The sequence below is a fragment of the Flexivirga aerilata genome (genome assembly GCF_013002715.1).
GTDB lineage: Bacteria > Actinomycetota > Actinomycetes > Actinomycetales > Dermatophilaceae > Flexivirga > Flexivirga aerilata.
In genome coordinates, this window is record NZ_JABENB010000001.1 from 1171192 (window position 1) to 1186163 (window position 14972).

Annotated in this window: 18 protein-coding genes; 8 read left to right on the top strand and 10 right to left on the bottom strand. The window is 68.0% G+C overall.

All coding sequences use genetic code 11. The annotated features are described in order from the left end of the window. Positions 1-10: 10 nt before the first annotated feature. Together HJ588_RS05515 and HJ588_RS05520 are read left to right on the top strand one after the other, a co-directional pair. Positions 11-1111 (top strand): sensor histidine kinase, encoded by a 1101-nt coding sequence (locus HJ588_RS05515; RefSeq protein ID WP_171152828.1) that lies wholly within the window; start codon positions 11-13, stop codon positions 1109-1111. Next, the gene (locus tag HJ588_RS05520; protein WP_171152830.1) at positions 1108-1752 is read left to right on the top strand and encodes a response regulator; all 645 of its coding nucleotides are present in this window, start codon (positions 1108-1110) and stop codon (positions 1750-1752) included. Before HJ588_RS05515 ends, HJ588_RS05520 begins: the two co-directional genes overlap by 4 nt. Before the next feature lie 34 nt (positions 1753-1786). Here HJ588_RS05520 and HJ588_RS05525 read toward each other — a convergent pair whose 3' ends face one another. Further along, on the bottom strand, positions 1787-2296 hold the full coding sequence (locus HJ588_RS05525) for a peroxiredoxin (RefSeq protein ID WP_343036605.1): 510 nt from the start codon (positions 2294-2296) through the stop codon (positions 1787-1789). Positions 2297-2383: 87 nt separating this feature from the next. Continuing rightward, entirely contained in the window at positions 2384-3103 is a 720-nt protein-coding gene (gene uppS, locus HJ588_RS05530) for a polyprenyl diphosphate synthase (RefSeq protein ID WP_171152832.1), read from the bottom strand. A gap of 146 nt (positions 3104-3249) precedes the next feature. Here uppS and HJ588_RS05535 point away from each other — a divergent pair, with 146 nt between their 5' ends. Continuing rightward, the gene (locus HJ588_RS05535) at positions 3250-3720 is read left to right on the top strand and encodes a hypothetical protein (protein WP_171152834.1); all 471 of its coding nucleotides are present in this window, start codon (positions 3250-3252) and stop codon (positions 3718-3720) included. Beyond that, on the top strand, positions 3717-4241 hold the full coding sequence (locus HJ588_RS05540) for an NUDIX hydrolase (RefSeq protein ID WP_171152836.1): 525 nt from the start codon (positions 3717-3719) through the stop codon (positions 4239-4241). Before HJ588_RS05535 ends, HJ588_RS05540 begins: the two co-directional genes overlap by 4 nt. Here the strand turns inward: HJ588_RS05540 and HJ588_RS05545 are convergent, their stop codons facing one another. The 3 genes from HJ588_RS05545 to HJ588_RS05555 are packed head-to-tail and all read right to left on the bottom strand — an operon-like array spanning position 4242 to position 6242. Continuing rightward, complete coding sequence (locus tag HJ588_RS05545) at positions 4242-5480, bottom strand: sigma-70 family RNA polymerase sigma factor (protein WP_171152838.1); 1239 nt, start codon at positions 5478-5480, stop codon at positions 4242-4244. Then, entirely contained in the window at positions 5477-5863 is a 387-nt protein-coding gene (locus tag HJ588_RS05550) for a YciI family protein (RefSeq protein ID WP_171152840.1), read from the bottom strand. The genes HJ588_RS05545 and HJ588_RS05550 overlap by 4 nt, the downstream gene beginning before the upstream one ends. Position 5864: 1 nt before the next feature. After that, positions 5865-6242: a YciI family protein gene (locus HJ588_RS05555; protein ID WP_171152842.1), complete on the bottom strand. Its 378-nt coding sequence runs from the start codon at positions 6240-6242 to the stop codon at positions 5865-5867. 182 nt (positions 6243-6424) lie between these two features. Between HJ588_RS05555 and HJ588_RS05560 the strand changes: the two genes are divergently transcribed. Genes HJ588_RS05560 through HJ588_RS05570 form a run of 3 tightly spaced genes read left to right on the top strand, consistent with a single transcriptional unit; the run spans position 6425 to position 8035 of the window. Then, positions 6425-7081: an isochorismatase family protein gene (locus tag HJ588_RS05560; protein WP_171152844.1), complete on the top strand. Its 657-nt coding sequence runs from the start codon at positions 6425-6427 to the stop codon at positions 7079-7081. A gap of 21 nt (positions 7082-7102) precedes the next feature. Then, positions 7103-7564, top strand: coding sequence for a phage tail protein (locus HJ588_RS05565; protein ID WP_171152846.1), 462 nt, complete (start codon positions 7103-7105; stop codon positions 7562-7564). A gap of 48 nt (positions 7565-7612) precedes the next feature. Beyond that, a complete protein-coding gene (locus tag HJ588_RS05570; RefSeq protein ID WP_343036606.1) occupies positions 7613-8035 on the top strand; it encodes a mycothiol transferase in 423 nt (140 codons plus the stop codon). A gap of 66 nt (positions 8036-8101) precedes the next feature. Here the strand turns inward: HJ588_RS05570 and HJ588_RS05575 are convergent, their stop codons facing one another. From HJ588_RS05575 to HJ588_RS05595, 5 genes are all read right to left on the bottom strand, one after another. Then, entirely contained in the window at positions 8102-9268 is a 1167-nt protein-coding gene (locus tag HJ588_RS05575; protein WP_171152848.1) for a lysophospholipid acyltransferase family protein, read from the bottom strand. Between the two features lie 18 nt (positions 9269-9286). Beyond that, on the bottom strand, positions 9287-10207 hold the full coding sequence (locus HJ588_RS05580) for a phosphatidate cytidylyltransferase (RefSeq protein WP_343036607.1): 921 nt from the start codon (positions 10205-10207) through the stop codon (positions 9287-9289). Beyond that, a complete protein-coding gene (locus HJ588_RS05585; protein WP_343036608.1) occupies positions 10204-10755 on the bottom strand; it encodes a CDP-alcohol phosphatidyltransferase family protein in 552 nt (183 codons plus the stop codon). The genes HJ588_RS05580 and HJ588_RS05585 overlap by 4 nt, the downstream gene beginning before the upstream one ends. Before the next feature lie 137 nt (positions 10756-10892). Continuing rightward, positions 10893-11312, bottom strand: coding sequence for an NUDIX domain-containing protein (locus HJ588_RS05590; protein WP_171152853.1), 420 nt, complete (start codon positions 11310-11312; stop codon positions 10893-10895). A gap of 7 nt (positions 11313-11319) precedes the next feature. Then, the gene (locus tag HJ588_RS05595) at positions 11320-12672 is read right to left on the bottom strand and encodes an HNH endonuclease signature motif containing protein (protein ID WP_171152855.1); all 1353 of its coding nucleotides are present in this window, start codon (positions 12670-12672) and stop codon (positions 11320-11322) included. Between the two features lie 386 nt (positions 12673-13058). Here HJ588_RS05595 and dnaK point away from each other — a divergent pair, with 386 nt between their 5' ends. Continuing rightward, positions 13059-14957, top strand: a complete 1899-nt coding sequence (dnaK, locus tag HJ588_RS05600) for a molecular chaperone DnaK (protein ID WP_171152858.1) — start codon at positions 13059-13061, stop codon at positions 14955-14957. Positions 14958-14972 lie beyond the last annotated feature (15 nt).

A 14972-nucleotide genomic window follows, 5' to 3' on the forward strand; every position in this document is an offset into this window, starting at 1 on the left:
CCCTCCTGACATGCCCTGGTCGTTGCGTGTGCTTGTCGGTGCGCCGCTCGTGCTGTGCGCGTTGGTCGACCTGATCGCGAGTCCGGGTGTCGCTACGCTCTGCGGGGTCGTGCTGGCATTCGCCGTCGGCTGGCTTGCCGACCGGGTGGCGCGGGGTGCCGCGGTGGTGCCCGCATTGGCCGGCGTTGGCGCGGCCACTGCCGGCCTTGTGCTGGAAGTGGCCGCGGCCCAGGGCGGGTCCTGGTTGCTGTCGATCGGCTGGTCGCTGGTGGTGCTTGCCGGTTGTCTGGCATCGGTCGCGCGCAGCCGCGTCGCCTTCGTGTATGTCGGAATCATCGCCGCGGCAGGCATTCTCAGCCCGCTCGGTGTGCCGGACTTGAGCGTGTTGCTCGCCCTGGGTATGGCGACTGCGATGGCGACGGCTGTGGGCATTGGCCTACAGGTGCGCGCGTCGCGACAGCATGCGGAGGATGTGCGCCGTGAAGTGATGCTGCGCGAACGCACCGGTATGGCAAGGGAATTGCACGATCTCGTGGCGCACGAAGTGACCGGCATCGTGGTGTTGGCGCAGGCTACTCAATCGGTCACCGACCAACCAGTCGTGCGCCAGGCCCTGGCACGCATCGAGGCGTCCGGGCAGCAGGCGATGGAACAGATCCGGGGGATGGTGCAGACGTTGCGGACCGAGCCCACCGCGCCGCTGGAACTGCGTCCGACCGGCCACGGGACCTCCGGCCTGCGATCCCTCGCCTCGGATTTCACCGCGACGACACAGACACCGGTGGAGGTGGACCTTGCCGAAGTGGCTCTGTCCGCGCAGGTGGACGCCGCGCTGCAGCGAGTGCTCGCGGAGGCGTTGACCAACATTCGTCGGCACGCGGGCGCTGCTACGCGGGTGCGGGTGATCCTCACGGCGTTGTCAGCGGACGAGGCGCTGCTGCGAATCAGTAACGACGGCAGCGATGTTCGCGGGATCGGCCAGGGCAGCGGCTACGGCCTTGCCGGGTTGCGTGAGCGGCTGGCCGTCGTCGGTGGCTCGCTGTCCGCCGGACGACGCGACGGAGAATGGGTGGTCGAAGCGACGGTGCCGATCGGGGGTGACACGAGATGACGATTCGCGTCGTCCTGGCCGACGACCAGGAGATGGTGCGCATGGGCTTTGCGCTGATCCTCGAGGCGGCCGATGGCATCGAGGTGGTCGGGCAGTGCGGAGACGGCCTTGCGGCGCTGGAGGCAATCCGGCAACTGCGTCCGGACGTGGCTCTGCTCGACATACGGATGCCGAAGCTCGATGGTCTTGCCGTCACGCGGCAGGTCAGCGAGCTGACCAAGGTCGTCATCGTGACCACCTTCGATCATGACGAATATGTCGACACGGCACTGGAATACGGTGCTTCGGGCTTTCTGTTGAAGGATTCGGGCCCCGCGCTGCTGGTGGCAGCAATCAAGGCCGCGGCGAGCGGGGATGCGCTGATCAGTCCGGAGCTGACCGTCCGGCTGCTGCAGCGCACTCGCGCTGGTGGCGAGGTCCGCAACGTGCCCGGCGTCGACGATCTCACCGAGCGTGAGCTGGACGTCGCACGACTGGTCGCGCGCGGCCGGACCAATACCGAGATCGCCGCCGACCTGGTGATCGCGCTCGGCACCGTCAAGTCACATCTGACCAGCATCCAGACCCGGCTCGGCGTGCGGAACCGGGTGGAGATCGCGGCCCGCATGTGGGAGTCCGGTCAGTTGCAGAGACACCGATGACTTCCCGGGAGCCCGGTCAGCCGCGGAGTGCTGCCTACTTGAGCCGGGGCCACGCGCCGTTGCCGACAGCTGTGTTGTCCCGCAGCCACGAAACCACCTGCTCCGCGTGCGTGTTCGGCGGGAACACCGGATAGAACGCGTGCTTCACCTTCCCGTCCCGTATGACGAGGGTGAGCCGGCTATAGAGCCGCTGGTGACCCTCGGCGCTGAATGTCGGCAGACGGAGGGCGTCACCGAGTGCGAAGTCGGGGTCGGACAGCAGCGGGAACGGCAGGTGCAAGCGTTCCGCGACCTCGGCCTGGTAGTCGGTGGTCTGGCTCGACAACCCGAAGACGCGCTCGGCTCCGGCGTCCCGCAACTCCTGCAGATGGTCCCGGAAGCTGCACGCTTCCGGCGTGCAGCCACGAGCGCCGGGGATGTCGTCCCAGCCGGTCGGCAGATCGTGCCCGGGCTGGCCGGTCATCGGGTAGAGGTAGACGATCGACCGTCCGGCGCCCAACTGCGACACGGTGATTGACGACCCATCGGTGGCGCGCAGCGGCACCGACGGCACCGTGGCCCCGGGGCAGGTGGTCCGCCGCGCCGTCGTCCGTGGGGACCGGCAGGTCGGCGGGCAGATCCGTGTACTCGGTCATGGGTCTTCCTTCCGCCGGGCGTAGTCGGCGAGCGCCAGATCGAGGTCGTGCTCGGTGAACGCGGGCCACATCTTGTCGCTGAAATGGATCTCGGCACGTCCGCTCTGCCACGGGAAAAAGCCCGAGATGCGCCGCTCGCCGCTGGTGCGGATCACCAGGTCGATGTCCTTGATCGGACCGCCTGGCAGCGCCGCGGTGATTGCGTCGGGCAGGTCATCGGCTGAGAGGTTCCCGCAGGGGAGCAGTCGGCGTACCGCGTCGACGATCTCCTGCTGCGGGTCGTAACCGATGGCGAGCGTGAGGTGCCCAGGGCGATGCACCGTCTCGGCGACAGCCGCGTCGAGCGCGGCCCGGGACGCCACGGGAAGTAGGTCGAGGTCGCCGGCGATGTGCAGTTGCCAATGGCCGGATGCGCGAACCTTCTGCGGCACCACGGTTTCGATCAAGGTGAAGAGGTAGTCGAGCTCCTCACCTGTTCGTTTGCGGATGTTGTTCGCGGACAACACGTAGACACTCGCGTGGTCGATGTCGCGTGCCTGCAGCCATCCGAGCAGGTCTCCGAGGTGTTCGGCGCCCACGCGATGGCCGATGCTCGGACTCGCCATACCGGCCATGCGCGCCCAGCGACGGTTGCCGTCCATGATCAGACCGACGTGACGTGGTCGTGCTGCGGCAGGGGGCAGCTCGCGGTGGTAGCGACCTCGCAGATGGAGCATCTGGCCACTATCGCGCAACCACCCCGCCCGGGCCCGGCCGGCTGCAGAATGGCGGTGTGTTCCCGGAAGCGTTCGATGACGGCAGGTCGCTGTCGCTCGTGCCGCGACGGTCACCGCGCGTGCGCTGGTTCTGGAGAATCTTTCTGGTGTTCGCAGTCATTGTCGCGGGACGAGCGATCGTCACGCGAGATCCGGGCGCCCTCGTCAATGCGCTGATCATTCTCGCGCTTTCCTTCGTCGCCAACGTCGGTGTCGTCCGTGCCGCGATCACGCCCACCTTCTGGCGGCCGGCCGGTGCGTGGCGACGTCGCGCCTGGACCGAGGTCGACTGCGTGCTCGGCCCAGGGCGGTATGACGACACGACGGAGCTGCGGATGCGGGACGGTGCGGTCGTGTCCACCGGCTTCCCGGCGGACTTGGCGGCTCGCATCGCCGAGATCAGCGGCAAACCGCTGCAGGTGCCGGAGCCGAAGAAAGTGACGCCGGCCCAGGCGCCTTCGTCGCCGTGGCGACGGCCCGAGCCGACGATCCAGGAGCGAGCCGAGCGTCTGCACGCCCGGCATGTCGAGCTCATGAAGGATGCACCGCAGGGCACGCCGAAGGAGGACCAGACATGACCGCCGCACACCGCGCCGGCGACCAGCGGCTCGTCGCCGAGACCCCGGAAGCGCCCTGGTTGCCTCCGGGCAGCACGGCGGAAGTCTGGGCCGGGGCCGACTGCGACACACCCGACCCGAGCATCATCGTGCGCCTGCTGATCACCCGCCTCGGGGACGAGACCGAATTCTTCTGTGTGCCGACGCCGAAGGGTCCGGACCTGCCGACTCGGTTCCTCGGGCCTGGTGCCGAGCGCAGCTCCGCCGATGACGGCCTTCGGCACCTCCAGCAGGAGACGGTCGATGACGCCGAAAGCTCCACCCGTTGCGTGGGATTCGTGCGCAACGTCGTGCCACATCCCGATGGCGATTACCCGCACCCGACCCCGGACGCCTACGTGCCGGTCTTCGCGGCCGAGCGAGCACACCCGGTCGTCCCGGGCGAATGGTTCACGCTCGACTCGGCGCCCACCGCCCTGCACGGTCGCCATTGGTGGCCCATCGTGCGCCGCTATCTCGAGGCAGCGGGCGCCGGCCACTGATCAGCCCTCGAGCTCGGCCTGTCGCCGACTCAGGTAGGCGCGCTCGGCCGGGTTGCCGGCCAGCTCAATCGCCCGGTCGTATGCCGCGCGCGCCTCTTCGGTGCGCGACAGCCGGCGAAGCAGATCGGCGCGGGTCGCGTGAAACGCGTGGTAACCATCGAGTTCGGTTGCCAGAGAGTCGATTTCGGCCAGAGCGGACTCCTCACCAGCAACCTCGGCAACCGCGACTGCGCGGTTGAGCCGCACGATGGGCGAGGAGTCGAGGGTGAGCAGCCGGTCGTAGAGCGCGACGACCTGCGGCCAATCGGTCGCGGCAGCGGTGTCCGCATCGGTGTGCACCGCGTTGACCGCCGCGAGCAGCTGGTAGCGCCCAGGGGGTTCGGCTCCGGCGGCGACGGCCGCGATCCGCTCACGCACCAGCGCGTGCCCCTCCTTGATCATCGCCCGGTCCCACACCCCGCGGTCCTGCTCGCCGAGCGTGACGAGTGCACCGTCCGGTGACACTCGCGCGGCGCGACGGGCATCGGTCAGCACCATCAGCGCCAACAACCCGCAGACCTCACCGTTGTCCGGCAGCAGCGAGCGGAGCAGGCGCGTCAGCCGGATCGCCTCGTCGCTGAGGTCGGTCCGCACCGCGTCGTCGCCGGCGCTCGCCAGGTAGCCCTCGTTGAAGACGAGGAAGAGGACCGCGAGCACCCCGGCGAGGCGGGAGCGCACGTCCTCGGCGCTCGGCACCCGGTAGGGCACGTGTGCCGCCTTGATCTTCTTCTTCGCTCGCGTAATCCGTTGGGCCATCGTCCTTTCCGGGATGAGGAAGGCGTGTGCGATCTGCGCGACGGTCAGGCCGCCGAGCAACCGCAGAGTGAGCGCGACACGGGCGTCCATGGCCAGCGCCGGGTGGCAGCAGGTGAAGATCAGCCGAAGCCGGTCGTCCTCCACGGGGCCGGTCGGCTCCGGGACCGAATCGTCATACAGCATCTGAGCGGCCTGATGTTTGGTGTCGCGGTGGGATTCGCGGCGCAGCCGGTCGATCGCCTTGCGCGTCGCGGTGGTGGTCAGCCAGCCGCCGGGGTTCGGCGGTATGCCGTCAGCGGGCCACCGCTCTACAGCTGTCGCGAACGCCTCCGCGGCGGCTTCCTCGGCGATATCGAGATCGCCGAAGCGTCGCGCCAAGCCGGCGACCACCCGCGCCCACTCGTCCTGGTGTGCGCGGGCGACCGCCTCGTCGGCCGAGGTCACGAATCCAACAGACCCTGGAAGTCTTCGGCCGTCTGGAACGGTCGCACCTCGACCTTGCCGCGGCACGCCCGTGACGCCTCGGTAGCCAGGGCGAGCGCCTCGTCAAGGTCGACGGCCTCGATCACCCAGAACCCGCCGAGGTGCTCCTTCGACTCCAGGTAGGGGCCGTCGGTGAGCACCGGTTGGTCGGCCCGCCCGTCGACGACGGTAGCTGTCGTAGCTTCGGCGAGTCCGTCGCCAAAGACGAATTTGCCTGCCTTTTCGAGTTTTTCGTTGAAGGCACCAGTGTCGGCGAATGCCTGCAGCATCTCCTCCTTGGAGCCGTAGTCGCCGAACTCGGTGCGTTCGGTCGGTCCGAAGACCGACATCAGGTAGCGGGGCATGTCACTCACCTTCGTTGAGTTGCAGGATTTCTTCTCGACCGGGGAAGCGATGCACTTCCTGAGGCCAGTCCAGGGCGACCGCGAGCCGGCCGGCCCAGTCGCGAGCGGCAGCGTCGTCGTCGACCTTGATAACGCAGAAGCCGCCGAGGTGCTCCTTGGTCTCCACGAACGGGCCGTCGCTGAAGACCGGCTTGCCGTCCCGTGCCGACACGTTGAACAGCGCGGTCTCCGCACCGATGCCGCCGTCGCTGAAGACGAAGACACCGGCCTTCTCCATCTCGTCGACGACCTGCAGCGCCGCCTTGCTCTTGGCGCGCAGTTCCTCCAGCGTGTGTTCGCCCACCCACTCGTCGTTGAATGCGATCAGGTACTGCGGCATCTCGTCTCCTCTCCAAGCCCTCTCGCGGCCGGGTTGGCCGCCGTACATCAACTCCACGAACGCATGGTGCCGGATACGACACCTGTGCCCGATCCTTTCTCGGGACCGACGAGCCCGCCGGCGGCTAGGCTCTGCGACACCCGCCCCAGTCACAGTGTCGCCAGGATTGCCAGGAGATGACGATGTCCAAGACCGCACCCGAGCCGATCCGCGACCTGCAGACTGACCACCTGCTGACGCCACAGAACAGTGCGATCGTGCTGATCGACTTTCAGCCGGGGCAGTACGCCACCGTTGGTTCGGCCACCCGCGACGAGATCAACCTCGGTGCGATCACCCTGGCCAAACTCGCGCACGCCTACCAGGTGCCGACCGTGGTGACTACGGTCGCGGTCGACATGGGCGTCAACCAGCCGACGGTGCCGGAGCTGATGAACGAGCTCCCCGGCGTCGACCAGATCGACCGCACCGGCGTGAACTCCTGGGAGGACGCCGATTTCCGGGCCGCCATCGAAGCCACCGGCCGCAAGAAGATCATCATGGCCGGCCTCTGGACCGAGGTCTGCCTGGCGTTCCCGACCCTCGACATGCTCGAGGAGGGCTACGAGATCTACCCGGTCATCGACGCGGTCGGCGGCGTCTCGTCGGTCACCCACGAGTCGGCGATCACTCGCATGGTCCAGGCCGGCGCGCACCCGATCACCTCGCTCGCGCTCGGCTGCGAGCTGATGCGCAACTGGGCCCGCAGCGACGCCGACCTCTACCGCACGATCATCAACGACTACTTCCGCCGCAAGCGGGAGATCGGCGAGTCCAGCGGCGACCTCTTCCGGCGGTGACGGGCCGCTAGCCTGACCGTCATGTCGTATGCCGTTGACTTCCACACCGTCTCGACCGTCGGCCTGGAGTCGTCGCCGGTCACCGACGCACTCGCCGGGCTGCGAGCCAACGAGGCGCGCTACTTCAAGAACAAGTACGACCACACCTTCACCGTCGAGCCGGCCGCGGACGCACAGTCGACCGTCGACTGGGTGAGCGGCATCCTCAAGGACGAACGGGACATCGTCATCGCCTCGCCGGTGCTGGAGGCGACCGAGTTCGAGGTGGACGGCATCCGCATGGCCTACCTCTTCTACGAGAGCGGCTTGTCGATCAACGTGATGTACACACTCGCCGACGGGGGCAAGCGCGCCGTCGGCTTCAAGCTGTCGGACGGAATGGACGTGCCCGAGGAACTCGGCGCGTTCAAGTTCGCGCGGCAGAAGTCGAAGCTAGCCGGCACGATCCGTGGCTCCTACTTCGTGATCAAGGGCGAGCACTGAGCCCGTGGTCATCGCGGCGAAGGACGTCCTCAAGAACTCTCGCGTGCGATGAGTGCGTTCGAGGTGTTGGTCGCCGACGAGCGAACCCAGCTCGATGCGTTCGTCGAGGACTACCGCGGCATGATCGAGCACACCCTGGATGGGCTGACCGAGGAGCAGGTGCGCCGCCGCTTGGTGCCGTCGGCGACAACGCTGTTGGGAGTGGTCAAGCACGTGACGTGGATGCAGCGGGTGTGGTTCGAGGAGTGCATCGGCGGGGGCACCCGCGCGGCGCTCGGCCTGGTGCGGACGCCGGACCAATCCTTCCAATTGGCCGACAACGACACGATTTCCAGTGTGCTCGCCGCTCACCAGGACGCGTGTATGACGGCGCGCGCGATCGTCGCCGGCCGTGCGCTGGATGAAGTGGTGACCGGTCACCGATCCGGGCCACGCACGGTGCGCTGGGGTTTACCTCCAGGTGCTGCGTGAGCTCGCGCATCACGCGGCGCACGCCGACATCCTGCGGGAGCAGCTTCTCGCCGCCACCGATCAGGATCAGTGACGAACGAGCCTGCGCAGCGCTGCGGTGAAGACCGTGCCGGTGGCCGCCAGGTACGTCCCGTAGAACCGGCGTATGACGGGGCGCGGCGGGCGCTCGAGCAACATGATGAGTGCGGCGCACCCCGCCATACGGGCCGAACGCTCGGCTGCGGTGGCCGCGACGAATCTCGCTGTCGGTAGCCGGAGTTCGCCGGCCGCACGCGCGTAGACCTTGACCGGCACCCCACCGAGCGCCTGGTGCCAGATGCCGGCCGCACCGCCACGCAGGTGGTCGCGCGCGGCCGCACGCATCCTCGGGGTCGTCAGCGGCGCGGGTGGCAGGATCCCGCGCCGGGCGAGTGCGGCGGTCAGTGCCACTCCGCACACCGAGCCCGCGGCGGTCGATGCGGCGAGCACGGGAATGCGACGAGCATCTGCGACGCCGAAGAAGACCAACGCCATCTCGGCCATGATCGGCCAACTGATCGCCTCAGCGAATCCCCACGCGAATCCGACTGCAATTGCGCGGTTTCCGTCAACGAGATGCGCAACGGCGCGCTGAGCGGGTGAGGTGGGCTGCGCCACCGGGCCTTGCCCCAGAAGGCCGATCACAGCCTCGCGGAGCTGGTCGGCATCAGTGGTCGACGGGTCCAGCCGTGCTCCAAATCGCACTTCCATCGGGGTCGTGCGGAGTCGCCCGTGCTTGGCGAGCACGTCGCCGGTGCCGAGCAGTGCCACCGGGACGATCGGCACCCCGCAGTCCTGGGCCAAGCGCACCGCTCCGGAATGAAAGCGGCCGACCGACCCGTCGGTGCTTCGGGTGCCCTCCGGGTAGATGACCACCGTGCGGCCGTCCGCCAACGGTCCGCGCGCGGCATCGAGCAGAGCGGCGTAACCGCTGCCCCCGTTCCGTCGTACGGGCAGGCCGCCGGCCAGACCTGACATCAGTGCGCGCCGCCACCAGACGTCGAACCAGTAGTCGGCAGCAGCCGCGAACAACAGGCGGTTGGCGGCCGGCACCGCGGCCAGTAGCGCAGCGGTGTCGGCGTGCGAGGCGTGATTGGCGACGATGACCTGTCCGCCCGAACACCGTTGTGGCACACCGCTGGTCGTCAACCCACCAGCCAGTGAGCAGACGGCTCGCCACAGCCCGCGCCGCAGGACGCTTGCGATCGATGACATGAATGACTCCTCGAGTGGCTAGGCGAGTGCGACGGCGGCCAGGGGCAGGACGAGCAGGAGAGAGTCGATGCGGTCCAGCAGACCGCCGAAGCCGGGCAACCATTCCCCGGCGTCCTTCACTCCGGCCTGCCGCTTGAACATCGACTCCAACAGGTCGCCCAACACACCACCGAATGCGACTGCGAGCAGCAGGCCAGGTGTGATGGTGCCGAGCAGGGTCAGCACGATGAACGCGCCGATGACGGCGCCCGCGAGCCCGCCGACGGTCTTGTTGGGGCTGAGCGGGGAGAGCGGACGACGCGCCCAGCCGAAGCGACGAAATCCCTTGCCGCCGCACCACGCCGCGACGTCGGTGGCCGCGGCGGCGAAGCAGACCAGGAAGGCGTCACGCCAGATGAGCACCATGCTGGCGAGCGACCAGCAGATCCAGATCGAGCCGAATCCGGTGAATGCGGCCCGCCAAATGCCGTGTTCCAGATCCCCGGTCAGCACGGACGGCAGAGCGCACAACAACACGATGAGCGGCACCAGGTGCAGCAGGCCCGGTCGCAACCATGCGGCGAGTGGGTAGGCGACCGCCAGGACGTAGAGGATCGCCGTGTCCGCTCGGGGGAGCTGCACCAGCCGGACGTACTCCCGCACGGCGATCAGCGCCAGCACCGCGCAGAGCACCGCCGTCGGTCCCTTGCCGATCCAGATCGGGATGCCCACGACCGGCAGGATCAGCACCCAGGTCACCCACTTGGTGACCAATTCCCTCTTGCGAGAGGCGAATACGGCAATCCCGGCGACGGCCAGGATGCTGAGTGTGACCCAGAAGAAGAACACGCCCCGGCCGGTGATGTGCAGGTGCACGAACCAGATGTCGACGTCGAGCCGCATCGAGCGACGGTCGAGGTGCAGCACCCGCAGGTAGGTGTCGACCAGCCAGTTGTTCACCCGGTCACCCGCTCGATCAGCTCCCGGTGTGCGCCGAGCAGTCGAAGCGTCGCGGTGAGCAGAGAGCCGACGATGATGACGCCGCACACCCACCCGATCAGCGCTGGGAACGCGGTGGCGACAACCATGGCCAGGCACCGCTCGGTCTTGCCGAACGGACCGCCGTTGCGCCGCGTCGCACCGGCGCCGGCGCCGGCCAGGGAGGCAGTCGTGGGCAGGGTCGCGGCGACGGCGGCGGTTACAGTGAGCAGCGCGGACCAGCTGGGGAGGCCGTCGGTGCGGGCGGCCAGCGCGAAGAGCCCGGCGAAGACGATGAGATCCGAGACGCGGTCGCCGATCTCGTTGAGCACGAAGCCCCATGGCCGGCTGACACCTCGAGCCCGCGCGACCGCGCCGTCGAGATTGGCTCCGCCGAGGCGTGCCGCGAGCATCAGCAGTGCGGGCAGCCACCAGCCCATCGCGATGCAGATCGCGGCGAGCACGGCGCCGGCGACGCCGAGCAGGGTGAAGACGTCCGGCGAGATGCCTCGGTCAACCGCGAATTGCACTATCCGACCCAGGCGCCTGCTGTACCACGGCTTCAGTGCGTAGAGCCCTTGCACCGCCCCTCCTTGCGTCGCTTGGTCGCATACTGCCGGTTCCGACGTGGTGACGCGCGGAAGCGTTGCGTACCCGTCGTCTCGCTCTAGGTGGAGCCGGGTTCGCCGGTGCTCCCGGATATGAGGTCGATGGCAGTGATGATGTCGGGCAGGGACTCCGGGTGTGCGAGCTGCAGGTGGGCGAGCTCATCCGGCCGGCACCAGCGCAGGTCGTCGTGCTCGCCGGGCGCCAGGTTGGCTGGCTCACCGTCCCATCGGGTGACCACGAAGCCGTCTGTCGTCAGGTGCGGTGCGTGCACCGTCAGCGGCACCGGACGAGGATCGCGAACGTGAATGCCCAGCTCTTCCAGGCATTCCCGGACGACCGCATCGCGGGAGGACTCGCCGGGTTCGACGTGTCCGCCGGGGAGTGCCCACCGGTCGGGGTAGGCCTCGCGCGCCGGGTGGCGGTGTGTCATGAGCACACGATCATTGCGGACGAGCACCGCGGTCGCGTTCAGGATCATGCCGGGATCAGGCCGCCGTGTGCGCGTGGCCGGGCATGCGGCCGGGGGTGAGATCCCAGGTGACGCCGTCGGGACGGACGTGTGCCATGAACCCGTGTCGGTGGACTTCCTGATGATGTCGGCAGCACAGGATGGCCGAGTTGGTGAGGCTGGTTTCGCCGCCGGCCCACCAGGGTCTGACGTGATGGACTTCGCAGAAACCTGGCGGTCGATCACAGCCGGGGAAGGTGCACCCGCCATCGCGTATGACGACGGCCGCGCGTAAACCCTTGGTGACCAGGCGTTCTCGCCGGCCCACATCCATCGGTTGGCTGGGTCCGCCGAGGACCGCGGGGATCAGGTCCGCGTCACAGGCGGCGCGGCGGGCGGCTCCGGCATCGAGCACGTCACCGCCCGGGGTGGTCGCCCCGCCGAGCCCGTCGGTCAGCGACGTGAGGTCCATGGTCAGCAGGATTGTCGCCGCGGAGCCGACGGGCGCCACGTCACCGGCGGCAACCTTCGCGCCCGCAGCCACAAGCTCCATCAACGCATCCGCGCGGCGTTTGCCCGGAGGGCGTTCATCGCGCGCGGTTTCGCTGCGGCCACCCTCGGTGTCGACGGTGGCTGGTCGTGGTGCGGACCCGGCGGTGATCGCCGCCTTGAGCACCGCGGCATTCGCGGGTGCGAGCTCGGCCACGAGCCGGGTCATCCCGGTAGCGGTCGTGCCCCAGGTGAGGGTTTCGACCTGTTCGAGTTTCGCGTCCTGCACGGAGAGTGCTTCGGTGGCGTAGGTCGCCAGGATCTTCCGGGTCAATGCCTGCACGCCCTTTGCCCCGAGTGCCGGGTCCAGTTGCAGGAACCAGGCCAGCACCTCGCCCCGGTCGGCGGTCGGGATCACCGGCGCCACCTTGTCCGCATTGGTCAACGCCGCCCGCGCGGTCGACACCGTGCACGGCCCTCGTGCGACCGCTTCGGCGATGACGTCGCTCTTACGCTCCCGGCACGCCTCGGCCACCACCGCGATCGACTTCGCCTCGACCGGTTCGATGGGCACCCCGGATGCTTCGGCGTGACGGCATACCCACTGGGTGGTGTTCGCCGCCGTCGAGCCCGCGACCGCCCCACGCTCGACCGCGTCAGCGGTGACCACCGCGGCAATCTGCGCCGACCGCCCGTGCAACCGCAACAGCACCTGGGTCAGTGACTCCACCTGTCCGTCGCCGAGCTGGTGCACCACCTCCGGCACCTCATCCAGCAACGCGGCAAGCTCCCGCACTCGCTCCAGCACGGTCGGGCCACGCCCCGGCTCAGCGGGCGCGCGCAGAGCGCTATCCGACAACCCCGGACGCTCCGGCAGCGGCACAGCAGAATCGAGAGACATGGGTCTGAATCTCCTTCCGCCGCAATGCGTTTCGTCGTGTGATCAGGATACCTCCGACTGCTGACAATGTACATATGTTCGAGGAAATTCGGCACTGCGATCCGCGTGCCTCGCACCACCTGGGATTGGCCGCCGACGGGGGCTCGCGACACACGCCCGAGCCGTGTCGCGCGTGGCTCGACAAATTGTTCAGCCGTCCGGGAATGATCCGACCCATCCCAAAGTTGAGTCTAGTAAGCGCAACTTTTGCCGAGGGGTTTGACAAGCCGCCGAGACAAGAGTTGAGTCGGATGCAGTCAACCTCGCGAGGGCGACGGGGGGCGTACCGGCGAAGCGACATCCGGCATACGAAGACCGAAAATCGAGAACCAAGGGAGAACATCGATATGGGACGTGCGGTAGGCATCGACCTCGGCACCACCAACTCTGCGGTCGCAGTCCTGGAGGGCAACGACCCGGAAATCATCGCCAACGCAGAAGGCGGCCGCACCACGCCGTCCGTCGTGGCGTTCGCCAAGAACGGTGACGTCCTCTCGGGCGACATCGCCAAGCGTCAGGCGGTCACCAACGTCGACCGCACCGTCCGCTCCGTCAAGCGCCACATGGGCACCGACTGGAAGAAGGACGTCGACGGCAAGGAGTACACGCCGCAGGAGATCTCGGCGCGCATCCTGCAGAAGCTGAAGCGCGACGCCGAGTCCTACCTCGGTGAGCCGGTGACCGACGCGGTCATCACCGTCCCGGCATACTTCGACGACGCCGAGCGGCAGGCCACCAAGGAGGCCGGTGAGATCGCCGGCCTCAACGTGCTCCGCATCATCAACGAGCCCACCGCGGCGGCGCTCGCCTACGGCCTCGACAAGGGCAAGGAGGACGAGCTCATCCTCGTCTTCGACCTCGGTGGCGGCACCTTCGACGTCTCCCTCCTCGAGGTGGGCAAGGACGCCGAGGACGGCTTCTCGACCATCCAGGTCAAGGCGACCAGCGGTGACAACAAGCTCGGTGGTGACGACTGGGACGAGCGGATCGTCAACCACCTGGTCCAGCAGGTGAAGAACAAGACCGGCATCGACCTGTCCAAGGACAAGATCGCCATGCAGCGTCTGCAGGACGCGGCGGAGCAGGCCAAGAAGGAGCTGTCGGGCGCGACCTCGACCAACGTCAGCCTGCAGTACCTCTCGATGGGCGAGAACGGTCCGGTCCACCTGGACGAGACCGTCACCCGCGCCATGTTCGAGGACATCACCGACGACCTGCTGGCTCGCACCAAGGGCCCGTTCGAGCAGGTGATGAAGGACGCCGGCGTCACCATCAAGGACATCGATCACGTTGTGCTCGTTGGTGGTTCGACCCGTATGCCGGCAGTCACCCAGGTCGTGAAGGACCTCACCGGCAAGGAGCCCAACAAGGGCGTCAACCCGGACGAGGTCGTCGCGGTCGGTGCTGCTCTGCAGGCCGGTGTGCTGACCGGTGAGCGCAAGGACGTGCTGCTCATCGACGTCACCCCGCTGTCGCTCGGCATCGAGACCAAGGGTGGCCTGTTCACCAAGCTGATCGAGCGCAACACCGCGATCCCGACCAAGCGTTCGGAGGTGTTCTCGACCGCCGAGGACAACCAGCCGTCCGTGGAGATCCAGGTGTTCCAGGGTGAGCGAGAGCTCGCCAAGGACAACAAGCCGCTCGGCAACTTCGAGCTGTCCGGCATCGCGCCCGCCCCGCGCGGCGTGCCGCAGATCGAGGTCACCTTCGACATCGACGCCAACGGCATCGTGCACGTGTCCGCCAAGGACCGCGGCACCAACAAGGAGCAGTCGATGACGATCTCCGGCGGCTCCGCGCTCGCCAAGGAAGAGATCGACCGCATGGTCAAGGAGGCCGAGGAGCACGCGGCCGAGGACAAGAAGCGGCGCGAGCAGACCGAGGCGCGTAACACCGCCGAGCAGCTGGTCTACTCCACCGAGAAGTTCCTCGCCGACAACGGCGACAAGGTGCCGGCCGACTCCAAGAGCGAGGTCGAGGGTGCCCTCACCGAGCTCAAGGACGCGCTGAAGGACGAAAACACCTCTGCCGAGGACCTTTCCGCCAAGACCACCAAGGTCAACGACGCGTCGCAGAAGATGGGTGCTGCGCTCTACGCGCAGGAGCAGTCCCAGGGTGGCGCCGAGGGTGGCGACACCGCGGGGGCTGGTGCTGCCGGCGGTGCGGACGCCTCGGGCTCGTCGTCCTCGGGTGACGAGGACGTCGTGGACGCCGAGGTTGTCGACGACGAGGATGACAAGAAGTGATCACCCCACAAAGCT

Bases quoted from the DNA above. Each gene is read 5' to 3' on its own strand.
- HJ588_RS05550 (WP_171152840.1), bottom strand. From the start codon at position 5,863: ATGCCCCGCTACCTGATGTCGGTCTTCGGACCGACCGAACGCACCGAG.
- HJ588_RS05515 (WP_171152828.1), top strand. From the start codon at position 11: ATGCCCTGGTCGTTGCGTGTGCTTGTCGGTGCGCCGCTCGTGCTGTGC.
- HJ588_RS05590 (WP_171152853.1), bottom strand. From the start codon at position 11,312: ATGATCCTGAACGCGACCGCGGTGCTCGTCCGCAATGATCGTGTGCTC.
- HJ588_RS05560 (WP_171152844.1), top strand. From the start codon at position 6,425: ATGTCCAAGACCGCACCCGAGCCGATCCGCGACCTGCAGACTGACCAC.
- dnaK (WP_171152858.1), top strand. From the start codon at position 13,059: ATGGGACGTGCGGTAGGCATCGACCTCGGCACCACCAACTCTGCGGTC.
- uppS (WP_171152832.1), bottom strand. From the start codon at position 3,103: ATGCTCCATCTGCGAGGTCGCTACCACCGCGAGCTGCCCCCTGCCGCA.
- HJ588_RS05595 (WP_171152855.1), bottom strand. From the start codon at position 12,672: ATGTCTCTCGATTCTGCTGTGCCGCTGCCGGAGCGTCCGGGGTTGTCG.
- HJ588_RS05575 (WP_171152848.1), bottom strand. From the start codon at position 9,268: ATGTCATCGATCGCAAGCGTCCTGCGGCGCGGGCTGTGGCGAGCCGTC.
- HJ588_RS05555 (WP_171152842.1), bottom strand. From the start codon at position 6,242: ATGCCGCAGTACCTGATCGCATTCAACGACGAGTGGGTGGGCGAACAC.
- HJ588_RS05565 (WP_171152846.1), top strand. From the start codon at position 7,103: ATGTCGTATGCCGTTGACTTCCACACCGTCTCGACCGTCGGCCTGGAG.
- HJ588_RS05540 (WP_171152836.1), top strand. From the start codon at position 3,717: ATGACCGCCGCACACCGCGCCGGCGACCAGCGGCTCGTCGCCGAGACC.
- HJ588_RS05570 (WP_343036606.1), top strand. From the start codon at position 7,613: ATGAGTGCGTTCGAGGTGTTGGTCGCCGACGAGCGAACCCAGCTCGAT.
- HJ588_RS05520 (WP_171152830.1), top strand. From the start codon at position 1,108: ATGACGATTCGCGTCGTCCTGGCCGACGACCAGGAGATGGTGCGCATG.